This window comes from Mycobacterium sp. MUNTM1 (assembly GCF_054660795.1).
This window is the reverse complement of record NZ_BAAGDE010000192.1, coordinates 1-204: the sequence shown is the minus strand read 5'-3', so window position 1 is coordinate 204 and position 204 is coordinate 1. Positions and strand designations below refer to the sequence as shown.

General features: G+C 67.6%; 1 protein-coding gene. It reads left to right on the top strand.

Annotation, left to right across the window (positions count from 1 at the left end):
* A partial coding sequence (locus ACYQ8K_RS30390) for a DUF222 domain-containing protein (protein ID WP_459975108.1) occupies positions 1–204 on the top strand: 204 nt, incomplete at both ends.

Here is a 204-nt window from a genome sequence, read left to right as displayed (position 1 = left end):
CCAGAGGGGCTTGAACCACGGGCCTCGATCACCAAGACCTCCGACGACGAAGGCGCCTGTTGGCGGATCACCCTTCCGCACCCCGATGCGGCGAAGTTCGACGCGGCGTTGGCGTCTCATCGCGATACGCTGATCGCCGAGTGGAAGCGCGATCACGATGATGGCGACCGCGCCCGCGATCAGCTGCCGCCGTTGCCGGGCACG